Below are 11,174 nucleotides of genomic sequence, written 5' to 3'. Positions count from 1 at the left end.
TTGTTGCAAGCAAGATAGATGCGCGTCCGTAGCTCAGCTGGATAGAGTACCTGGCTACGAACCAGGCGGTCGGAGGTTCGAATCCTCCCGGACGCGCCATTTTGCATTACCTCTTCCTTCTCCTTATTTCCATTTCGCTATCTTTTCATTGTCACCCAAATCGACTTTTCTGTTTATTATTTTCGCTATCGCTATCGCTATCGCTATCGCTATTGGACAGCGTGTTGTGATACTGGAAAAACGCTTTTTCCAAAAATGGCATAGTGCGCCTCTATTAATAGCCAAACCGTCAAAACCCTCTATGTACCAGGACGTTTCATCGCGCGATTAACGGACTTGGACGAGATAAATACGCCTTTACGAGTGGCGGTTGTTCGCGTGCGATGAGTGCATCATGACCCGTGTTGTCAGGTAACAAAAACACAACACGAGATTGTCATTTATGCGAATTGTTAGTATTTTGAACGCCGATGATGAAATGGCCACCAAGATAAATGAATAATAACGGGCCATCCGCGCATCATTGCCAGTAAGAGTGAGTAACAAGGAAGACAACCATGGATTTAGGCCCGCTTTTAGAACAAGCACTGACGCTGATGCTGACCGGTATGGTTGTGGTGTTTGTGTTTCTTTCTACGTTGATTTTTTTGGTCCACCAACTAGAACGTTTTGGTGACCCGACCCCGCCAGCTGCTGCTAAGGCACCCGCTAAGCCTAACGCACAACCTGCATCGGAAAACGTATCGCCCGATGTCGTTGCCGCGATCACTGTCGCTGTCCAGCAGTACCGCCAACGCCATCGTTGAGTGGTAAGGCACATATAAAAAGGAGTTTGTTATGTCTACGCCGTTAGCTATTACCGATGTGGTATTGCGTGATGCCCATCAGTCGTTGTTTGCCACACGTCTGCGTTTGGACGATATGTTGCCGATTGCCGCCGAGCTCGATCAGATTGGGTTCTGGTCATTAGAAACATGGGGTGGCGCGACCTTTGATGCCTGTATTCGCTATTTGGGTGAAGACCCTTGGGTACGGTTACGAGAGCTTAAAAAAGCCATGCCTAATACCCCGATGCAAATGCTTTTACGTGGGCAGAATCTCTTGGGTTACCGCCACTACGCCGATGATGTGGTATACAAGTTCGTTGAACGTGCTCATGCCAACGGTATGGATGTATTCCGCATCTTTGATGCCATGAATGATGTGCGTAACTTTCAAGCCGCTGTGGGTGCGGCAGTGGACGTAGGTGCCCACGCTCAGGGAACGATTTCTTACACCACTAGCCCTGTGCATACCATGGATACCTGGACCGATTTAGCCAAGCAGTTGGAAGATCTTGGCTGTCACTCTCTGTGCATCAAAGATATGTCCGGCCTGCTTAAACCTTATGAAGCGTATGAGCTCGTGAGCCGCATAAAATCGACCTGTGATATTCCCCTGTCGCTGCATTGTCATGCGACCACAGGGTTATCAACAGCAACGGCGGTTAAAGCAGTAGAAGCGGGGTTAGATGTCCTGGATACGGCCATTTCCTCAATGAGCCAAACTTATGGGCATACCCCGACTGAAACCGTTGTTGCGATGCTTGAAGGCACCGAGCGTGAAACTCATCTTGACCTGAATAAACTTGAATCGATTGCGGCTTACTTCCGTACCGTGCGGAAAAAATACGCCCAATTTGAAGGGCAGTTAAAAGGCGTCGACTCACGTATTTTGATCGCGCAAGTGCCCGGCGGTATGTTGACCAACATGGAAAGCCAGCTTAAAGAACAAGGCGCGGCTGACAAAATGGATGAGGTCTTAGACGAGATCCCGCGGGTGCGTGAAGACTTAGGATATATCCCCTTAGTTACGCCGACCTCACAAATTGTCGGATCGCAATCGGTCATTAATGTATTGACCGGCGAGCGTTATAAGAGCATTACTAAAGAGACTGCTGCGCTGTTAAAAGGCGAATACGGAAAAGCCCCCGCACCGGTCAATGCAAAATTACAAGCGCGCGTGCTTGACGGTGAACAAGCGATTACCTGCCGTCCGGCGGATAAATTAGCCCCCGAAATGGAAAACTTGACGCAGGCGTTAACCGATAAAGCGTCGACAGAAGGTGTGAGTTTGGCGGAAGAGACGATTGACGATGTCCTCACTTACGCCTTGTTCCCACAAGTGGGTTGGAAATTCCTCCAAAATCGTGGCAATCCTGATGCGTTTGAACCGGTACCCACCGGAGACTCCACGCCGCCAGCAACGCCCGCGGCGAGCTCAGCGAGCCAAGTTGAGGTTGAAACTTACAGCGTGCGCGTTAATGGCCAGGTGTATCAAGTGGATGTCGGTCCCGATGGCGCACTAGGCGCGATCCAAACTGCTAACGATGTCGACAATGCGCCTACAGCACCGCGTGCCCCGGTGTCACAGCCGGCATCTACCCACGCAGAGCCAGTCACCGCACCGTTAGCGGGTAATATCTTTAAAGTCATGGTGACCGCCGGTGAGCATGTACAAGAAGGTGACGTTCTGATCATCCTAGAAGCGATGAAGATGGAAACCGAAGTCAGGGCTGCGCATGCTGGCACTGTCCAAGATGTACAAGTAAAAGAAGGCGACGCCGTGACTGTCGGCATGCCGCTTTTACATTTAGGATAAGAGGGCAGCATGGAAGGATTAATGATCCTGTGGTCGGAAACTGGACTGGCGAATTTCCAGTGGCCACAGCTGGTGATGATGGCCGTCGGTTGTCTGCTGCTCTTTCTTGCGATCCGACGTGGGTTTGAGCCTTTGCTTCTGTTGCCCATCGGGTTTGGGGCAATCTTGGCGAATATTCCCAACGCGGGTTTTAACGAGCCGGGCGGTTTGTTGTATTACGTCTACCATGTCGGGATTGATACGGGGGTTTTCCCGTTATTGATTTTTATGGGAGTGGGGGCGATGACCGACTTTGGTGCCTTGATTGCTAACCCGCGTACCTTGCTTTTAGGGGCGGCGGCGCAATTTGGCATTTTTGCTACCTTGTTCGGTGCTATCTTGCTCAATCTGGTCCCAGGCATGGAATTTAGCCTTCAAGATGCAGCATCAATTGCGATTATTGGTGGTGCGGATGGGCCGACGGCCATCTTCTTGGCTAGCCGACTATCGCCGGATCTTCTTGGCGCGATTGCAGTCGCAGCCTATAGTTACATGGCGTTGGTGCCAATTATTCAACCGCCGATCATGAAGTTGTTCACCTCGCCACAAGAGCGCCAAATTGAAATGAAACAGCTGCGTCATGTCTCGAAAACGGAGAAAGTGCTGTTTCCTTTAGCGGTCTTGATGATGACGATCTTATTCTTACCCTCCGCAACGCCCTTGGTTGGTATGTTTTGTCTGGGCAATCTGATGCGTGAGTGTGGCGTCGTCGATCGGTTATCGAGTACTGCGCAGAATGAGTTGATCAACATTGTGACCATTTTCTTGGGGCTTGCCGTTGGTTCCAAGCTAGAAGCGGATAAGTTTCTTCAGTTTGAAACCTTGGGGATCTTGGTGCTCGGAGCGGTCGCGTTCAGCATCGGCACCGGAACGGGCGTCTTAATGGCGAAGCTGCTTAACCGGTTTAGCCGCGATCCTATCAACCCACTGATTGGTGCGGCCGGCGTCTCTGCCGTGCCAATGGCTGCGCGCGTGGTGAATAAGGTTGGACTGGATGCCAATCCACATAACTTCCTGCTGATGCATGCGATGGGACCGAATGTGGCTGGCGTGCTTGGCTCGGCTGTCGCAGCGGGGATATTGCTGGCGTTAGTCGGATAGCCGTGCGATGTGAATGTAGAGACAAACCGTAGCAAAAACAAAACACGTGAACAGTGAAAAGAAAACAGCGGCAGGCATTGAGTCTGTCGCTGTTTTTGTTAAGACTAGGGGTTTACGCGTTGCGATGACCCTGTGCTTTTTTATTATCTGCGCTATCAAATTTATTACCTGCGCCATGAAAGCATAATGGCATGCGAAAGGAGTCAATATGTCGAATAACTTGTCTCTTGCGATTACCGAATTCGGTGCGCCAGAGGTTCTCTCCCCAGTAAACCGTGCTATCCCCTCACCGTCGGAAGAGCAGGTGTTAATTCAGGTAAAAGCCGCGGGCGTGAACCCAATCGATGCTAAAACCCGTGCCGGACTGGGTTGGGCGGCGGAACATAACCAAGATAAGCTGCCTTGGGTACCCGGTTACGATGTGGCCGGTGTGGTGGTGGCAAACGGCACCAACGAAAGTAAGTTTGATGTGGGTGATCGCGTGGCAGGAATGATTGGCTTCCCGACCGAGGGAGGGGGATATAGCCAGTACGTGGCTGCCGACGCCGGACTGCTTTCCACGGTACCACCCAGTGTCCCAATGGTGGATGCTGCCGCGGTACCACTTGCCGGGCTCACGGCGTGGCAAGCGCTCGAGCATGTCAAACTCGCCCGTGACGAAAAAATACTGATTTTGGCGGGGGCCGGGGGAGTGGGCCACCTTGCGGTACAATTAGCAGTAAGAACGGGGGCTCAGGTGTATGCGACAGCATCGCCGGGCAACCATGAATTTTTGCGCCAGCTAGATGCGAAACCGATAGACTATCACCAGGCACATTGGGCGACAGCGCAGGGCGAGTTTGATGTATTGATTGATTTGGTCGGTGGCGATACGGGCATTGAAGCACTTGCGAGCCTAAAAACCGGTGGACGTGTGGTCACGGTGCCGACCAATACACGTGATATGATCACCGCTGCTGCGGCCGAGCGAGGATTAAAAGCCACGGGCATGCTGGTTGAGCCCAACACCTGGCAAACTCAGCGCTTGCTTGACATGCTTGATCAAGGCGAGCTTCATATTGATATTGCCGCTGTCTACCCTCTAGAACAAGGGGCGCAAGCCCATAAAGCGCTCGAGTCTGGTCATACACGCGGTAAGCGAGTATTAGAAATGCCGTCGTCGTAACAACCATGGACGACTGGTCGGCGTTGGCGACACTGTTTGTCACCAGCTTTTTGAGTGCCACTTTGTTGCCAGGTGGTTCAGAAGCGAATTTGGTTTACTTATTAACTCAGCAACAGTTTGCTGATGGCGTAATTGTAGCTATTGCGACCGTCGGAAACACCCTTGGAGGCATGACCAACTATGCCATCGGCCGTTGGATTCCGGATTATCAGCCGCACCAACGCTGGCATCGTCGTGCGCACTTGGGACTGCAACGTTATGGTTATGCGGCTTTATTATTGAGTTGGGTCCCCATCATTGGCGACCCTTTGTGCGTGGTCGCCGGTTGGCTACGTTTGCGTCAATCATGGTGTTGGGCGGTTATCTTTATCGCCAAAGCATCGCGTTACATGGTTATTGTTTGGTCATTTAATTGGGTCACTGGGTAGGAATCATCATATGCAACGCTTATTGTTCGTCGCTGTTCTCGTTTTATCCGTTCTGACAGGGTGTCAGCGACTGGAAACATCGCCTCCTGCTACGCCAAAGGGGGTGACCTGGATAAAAACAGTCTCGCCACCACCGGGCAGTGCTCAAGTGCCTTATCAACAGTTTACGCTCGATAACGGGCTGACTGTTTTGCTGCACCAAGACCACTCCGATCCCTTAGTCAGTGTCGACATGCGCTATCATGTTGGCTCTGCGCGTGAGGAGCCTGGCAAATCGGGCTTTGCGCACTTTTTCGAACATATGATGTTTGAAGGCTCAGAGCACGTTGACGATCATGGTAAGCGTATCAAAGAAGTCGGTGGCTATAACAATGGCTCGACGAATCGCGATACCACCCAGTATTATCAAACGGTGCCGGCTAATGAATTAGAACGTGTACTTTGGTTAGAATCCGATCGCATGGGTTTTCTGTTGGATGCCGTGTCGCAGCGTAAGTTTGAAGTGCAGCGTGATACGGTGAAAAACGAGCGAGCCTTTCGGATAGACAATGTTCCCTATGGCCGCGTTAACGAAACCATTAATCAAGCGCTATACCCCGAAGGTCATCCTTATTCATGGCCGGTGATTGGTTACGTGGAAGATTTAGACCGCGTTGATGTCGATGACCTCAAGCAATTCTTTTTACGTTGGTACGGTCCCAACAATGCCACCTTGACCATTGGTGGGGATATTGATGTACAACAAACCTTAGCGTGGGTGAAAAAGTACTTTGGTGACATCCCGCAAGGGCCAACTATCCCTGCGGCAGACCCTCAGCCTGTCACACTGGAAGCCGATCGATTTGTCACTTTAGCAGATAAAGTGTCGCAGCCTGTTTTGATCATGAGCTTCCCCACCAGTACGCCTGAGACAGACACCAGTACGCGTCTGAGTGTCCTGGCCAATGTGTTGGGACAAGGGCGAGATAGTGTCCTTTACCAATCATTGGTGCAAACGGGAAAACTGCTTAGTGCAGGCGCATCGCATCAGTGCGGTGAGCTTGCATGCACCTTCGAGATCTATGGTGTCGGCAGTCAAGATCAGTCGTTAGCTGAGGTGCGCACGCTACTGCGCCAGAGCATGGCGACATTTGCGGCGCAAGGCGTTGACCAAGACGACATTAGCCAAATCAAAGCCATGGTAGAAGCGGATAACATTTTTGCCCTACAAAGCGTCGATGGCAAAGTAGAACAACTGGCCAGTGACTATACGTTACATGGCGACGCAAGCATACTGACACAACGCCTAGCCCGTTTGGATGCTGTAACGCCTCAAAAGGTGATGGACAGTTATCAACAGTGGGTAAGCAATCAACCTGCGGTTAACCTCAGTGTGGTGCCTGAAGGGCGTCAAGATTTGGTCGCTCATCCGGCAAACTTTGTCTATCAGCGCCCTGATTATCGCCACGTCGCTAGCCAAAATAATGCGGATACACTGGCGTTACGCAACACGCCTGAACGCTTTGACCGCAGCCTGATCCCGCCCCCGAATGGAAGCGTGACTGTCCATGTTCCTACTATTTATCGCGCGGAGCTCGACAATGGTATTCACCTGGCAGGCACCGTCAGTCGCGAGACCCCCACGGTGACCTTGCAACTTCGCTTGCCGGCAGGTGTGTTGATGGAGCCGAATGATAAGCGTGGTGTCGCCGAGCTCACGGCTAGTATGATCACAGAAGGCGGCGCGGGAATGTCGGCCGCGGAATTAACCCAAGCGCTAGATAAACTTGGCAGTCAGATGAGTGTGAATCCAGAGGCTTATCATACGACATTGACCGTGACATCCTTGAAAAAGTATCTGGGAGAGACGCTTCAATTAGTGAATAAAGTGATCAGTGCACCGACGTTTGCGGAGCAAGATTTCGAGCGGCTCAAAAAACAAGCATTAGAGGGGATGGCGTCACGCGCCGACGATGCGGGCTGGTTGGCAGATCAGGCTATTAGCCAATTGCTTTATCAAGATGCAACCTTCCGTGCCCCGCAAGGTGGTGTGGCAGAAGACGTTGCCGCACTCACCCTTGCCGACGTTAAACGCTTTTATCAACAGCATTATGTGTTGAAAGAAAGTCAGCTTGTCGTGGTGGGTGATTTGTCCCGTGAGCATGCGATCAATCTCGCTAACCGGATTCAACCTTGGCAACCGACTCCTGAGGAGCATGCTCAAGTTGCAAGGCCCGTGCCTCGAGACGAAAAAAGTCCACAAATTTGGTTAGTGGATAAACCACAAGCGCCACAAACCAGTATTCGTATGATACGTCATGGCATGCCTTACGACGCAACCGGCCCCATGTTTAAAACCCGCTTAGCTAACTTTAATCTCGGCGGAAACTTTAATGCCCGCATCAACCAAAACTTACGCCAAGATAAAGGTTACACCTACGGCGCCCACAGTGCTGTGTATGGTGGTCGTCAAACTGGGACCATTGAAGTCAGTGCCGATGTGCGGGCGGATGCCAGTGCCGAGGCCATTAAAGAGCTTTGGAAAGAAATGGCCCACGCGCACGAAAATGGATTTACTGAGCAAGAGCTTGCCTATTTACGTCAATCGAGTGGCCAGCAGGATGCACTCAATTATGAAACACCGTGGGAAAAAGCGGGCTTGATTGCGCACATTGAGGCGTTTAATTTGGATGACGACTATCGTGAAGCCCAAAAAGCCATGCTGTATTCACTGACACGCCAACAACTAAATGCCCAAGCATCGCGCTGGTTCGATCCTAACGACTACCAAATCATCGTGGTCGGCGATGCAGAGCGTTTGGAAGGGGATCTGCGTCAACTTGGCTTGCCAGTCAATAGCTTGGCGTTAGATTACCGTTAATACCGGTTGGATAAACTTACCCCGCTGCGTGATGGCTTTTGAGCAATAGCTTGTTTATATTGACCGCCACGCAGCTTAAAAAAATAAGAGATACATTTTGACTGACTTTACCCAACGGTTAGCGCGGTTAGCGCAAAACCCAGACGCATTAAAGGGGATAGCCCGAGGGCTCGAGCGTGAAGCACTTCGTATTACACCGAATGGTCACTTAGCGCAAACTGCGCACCCAGACGCACTTGGCGCCGCATTGACGCATCGTTGGATTACCACCGATTTCGCCGAGTCGTTATTGGAATTTATTACTCCAGTCAACACCTCGGTGAAAGGGATGTTAGACGAGTTGCAGGATATTCATCGTTTTACCTATCAACAGATGGATGATGAACAGCTCTGGCCGATGTCAATGCCTTGTGTGGTCGCATCGGAAGACGATATTACTTTGGCGCAATATGGCAGCTCGAATATTGGTCGGATGAAAACGCTTTATCGGCAGGGACTCAAACACCGCTATGGCAGTGTGATGCAAGTGATCTCGGGCGTGCATTTTAATATCTCACTCCCTGAGGCGTTTTGGCAGCACCTGTATCACTCAGAGACTGTTAGCCAAGCTGCGGTGACACAAGGCTATTTTGATTTGATCCGTAATTACTACCGCCATGGTTGGATGATCCCTTACCTGTTTGGTGCATCACCGGCTTTGTGTGGATCCTTTATCAAACATACTGACAGTCCGCTGGCGTTTGAGCATATGCCATCGGGAACCTGTTACTTGCCGTATGCAACGTCCCTGCGTTTGAGTGATTTAGGCTATACCAACAACGCCCAAGCCGACTTGAAAATAGGCTTTAATACATTAGAGCAATATTTAGAAGGATTACGTCGCGCTATTCGTACCCCTTCGCAGCAATTTGCACAGTTGGGGATTCGTGACGGTGAAACCTATCGACAACTCAATACCAATATGCTGCAAATTGAGAATGAGCTTTATGCTCCGATTCGACCAAAGCGTAATGCGGAAAGCGGCGAAAAGCCGACCGAAGCACTAAGCCGCGGCGGAGTAGAGTACATAGAAGTCCGCTCACTAGATGTGAATCCTTACAGCCCTATTGGCATTGAAGAAGATCAAGTGCATTTTCTCGATTTATTTGTGTCTTGGTGTGCGTTATCGCCCTCCGACCCCATGTCCGATCCGGAACTGAATTGCTGGCGGGATAACTGGAATAAAATTGTACTTGAAGGGCGAAAACCCGGCTTAACCTTAACCACAGGGTGCAATGGCGGTACCTTAACTCAGGCCGAGTGGGGACGTCAGGTGATGGCAGAGCTGAAACAATTAGCCAAAGTGATGGATCAGACCGTTGGTGATAGCCGCTATGAGCGCGTATGCGACAAAATGATTGCGTGTTTTGATAACCCCGAACTAACCTTATCAGGGCGTGTGCTGGCAGACGTGATTGCGCAAGGCGGAATTGGTGGTGTTGGTCTAAGCTTGGCGAGTGAGCACAAGAAGGCATTGGCTGATGTGCCGTATCAGGTTCACAGTGATGTCGACTTTCTCCGAGAAGCCGAAGACAGTATGGCACGTCAAAAAGCGGTAGAAGCCAGTGACACACAAAGCTTTGAGCAGTTTCTAAACGCTTATTTCAAAGATGTGCCGATGGCAGAAAGCTGGTAACTGGAATAATGGCGATGAGCAGGACGCGTATTCTCAACCGATTAGGGATAATCACCGCCATGATATTGTTACCCGGGTGCGCGACGCCGCCACCGGATAACCCCAGCAATGTCTGTGCGATTTTTGAGCAAAATCCTGACTGGTTTGAGGCGGCCGTCGAGATGGAAGACAGCTGGGGGACGCCTATTCAGGTCGCGATGGCATTTGTGAAGCAAGAAAGCGCGTTCGTTCACGATGCTTTGCCTCCACGTGACTATGTATTAGGCATTTTACCCTGGGGGCGAGTGAGCAGCGCATATGGTTATGCGCAAGCACAAGACCCCGCGTGGTCAGACTATCAAAAAGCCACAGACAATGGCGGCTCTCGCACCGACTTTGCCGATGCGTTACAGTTTATAGGCTGGTACACATCAGAAACGCATCGTCAGCTTGGGGTGTCGCAATGGGATGTTTACCGGCAATATTTAGCTTACCATGAAGGAAGAGGCGGATTTCAACGTGGCTCATTTGAGCGAAAACCTGGGCTCAAACGGGTGGCGCGTAAAGTCGAACAACAAGCAAAGGACTACGGTTGGCAGCTAAAAGGGTGCCGGCAACGACTAGAAGACAATCTGAGCTGGTGGCCATTTTAAGGCCGCAGTGATGAATGAAGGAGGAAAGATGCCACTACTAGATAGCTTCACGGTTGACCATACCCGCATGAATGCACCGGCGGTAAGGGTCGCAAAAACCATGCAAACGCCCAGCGGTGACACCATCACTGTGTTTGATTTGCGTTTTTGTCGTCCCAATGAACAGCACTTAACCGAAAAAGGGATCCATACCCTGGAGCACCTTTTCGCTGGCTTTATGCGCAATCATCTGAATAGTGACAAGGTGGAGATCATCGATATCTCGCCGATGGGCTGCCGCACCGGTTTTTATATGAGCTTGATTGGCGAGCCCCAAGAGTCGGAGGTTGCTAAAGCATGGGAGCTTGCGATGGAAGATGTCCTTATTGTTCCTTCGCAAGATAAAATTCCGGAGCTTAACGAATATCAATGTGGTACTTATGAGATGCATTCGTTGAATGAAGCCAAAGATATTGCTCGTGCAATCATAGATGCAGGTGTGACCGTCAACAAAAATGATGATCTATCGCTGCCCGAATCGATGTTGCAAACGTTGCGCGTCGATTAAAACGCGGCCAGTCATCCCTCTGCGGTAACACTGCCTTCTGTGTTACCGCCCCCTCCCGATTTGAGTGTTCTTTTCATTATTTTTGTC

The 11,174-nt window shown here is 50.8% G+C and carries 9 protein-coding genes and 1 tRNA gene; all 10 read left to right on the top strand.

The genetic code is table 11. The features are described 5' to 3' along the window. Positions 1 to 22 precede the first annotated feature (22 nt). The 10 genes from BZJ21_RS12735 to luxS all read left to right on the top strand — a co-directional run bounded on the left by BZJ21_RS12735 (position 23) and on the right by luxS (position 11,087). A tRNA-Arg gene (locus BZJ21_RS12735) sits at positions 23 to 99 on the top strand. A 458-nt stretch (positions 100 to 557) separates the two neighbouring features. After that, positions 558 to 806 (top strand): oxaloacetate decarboxylase subunit gamma, encoded by a 249-nt coding sequence (locus tag BZJ21_RS12730; RefSeq protein ID WP_021022076.1) that lies wholly within the window; start codon positions 558 to 560, stop codon positions 804 to 806. Between the two features lie 31 nt (positions 807 to 837). Next, positions 838 to 2,640, top strand: coding sequence for a sodium-extruding oxaloacetate decarboxylase subunit alpha (gene oadA / locus BZJ21_RS12725; RefSeq protein WP_021022075.1), 1,803 nt, complete (start codon positions 838 to 840; stop codon positions 2,638 to 2,640). Positions 2,641 to 2,649: 9 nt separating this feature from the next. Next, entirely contained in the window at positions 2,650 to 3,780 is a 1,131-nt protein-coding gene (locus tag BZJ21_RS12720; RefSeq protein WP_021022074.1) for a sodium ion-translocating decarboxylase subunit beta, read from the top strand. A gap of 208 nt (positions 3,781 to 3,988) precedes the next feature. Next, positions 3,989 to 4,945: an NADP-dependent oxidoreductase gene (locus BZJ21_RS12715; protein ID WP_021022073.1), complete on the top strand. Its 957-nt coding sequence runs from the start codon at positions 3,989 to 3,991 to the stop codon at positions 4,943 to 4,945. Between the two features lie 5 nt (positions 4,946 to 4,950). Next, a complete protein-coding gene (locus BZJ21_RS12710) occupies positions 4,951 to 5,373 on the top strand; it encodes a YqaA family protein (protein WP_021022072.1) in 423 nt (140 codons plus the stop codon). Positions 5,374 to 5,383: 10 nt separating this feature from the next. Continuing rightward, positions 5,384 to 8,233 (top strand): M16 family metallopeptidase, encoded by a 2,850-nt coding sequence (locus BZJ21_RS12705; RefSeq protein WP_077669962.1) that lies wholly within the window; start codon positions 5,384 to 5,386, stop codon positions 8,231 to 8,233. A 97-nt stretch (positions 8,234 to 8,330) separates the two neighbouring features. After that, a complete protein-coding gene (gene gshA / locus BZJ21_RS12700; protein WP_021022070.1) occupies positions 8,331 to 9,908 on the top strand; it encodes a glutamate--cysteine ligase in 1,578 nt (525 codons plus the stop codon). A 14-nt stretch (positions 9,909 to 9,922) separates the two neighbouring features. Continuing rightward, positions 9,923 to 10,540, top strand: coding sequence for a transglycosylase SLT domain-containing protein (locus BZJ21_RS12695; protein WP_077576460.1), 618 nt, complete (start codon positions 9,923 to 9,925; stop codon positions 10,538 to 10,540). Between the two features lie 28 nt (positions 10,541 to 10,568). Then, positions 10,569 to 11,087, top strand: a complete 519-nt coding sequence (luxS, locus tag BZJ21_RS12690) for an S-ribosylhomocysteine lyase (RefSeq protein ID WP_021022068.1) — start codon at positions 10,569 to 10,571, stop codon at positions 11,085 to 11,087. The last annotated feature ends 87 nt before the right edge of the window (positions 11,088 to 11,174 follow it).

Source organism: Salinivibrio costicola subsp. alcaliphilus, from assembly GCF_001996185.1.
Lineage (GTDB): Bacteria > Pseudomonadota > Gammaproteobacteria > Enterobacterales > Vibrionaceae > Salinivibrio > Salinivibrio costicola.
This window is presented reverse-complemented; position numbering and strand designations above follow the sequence as displayed.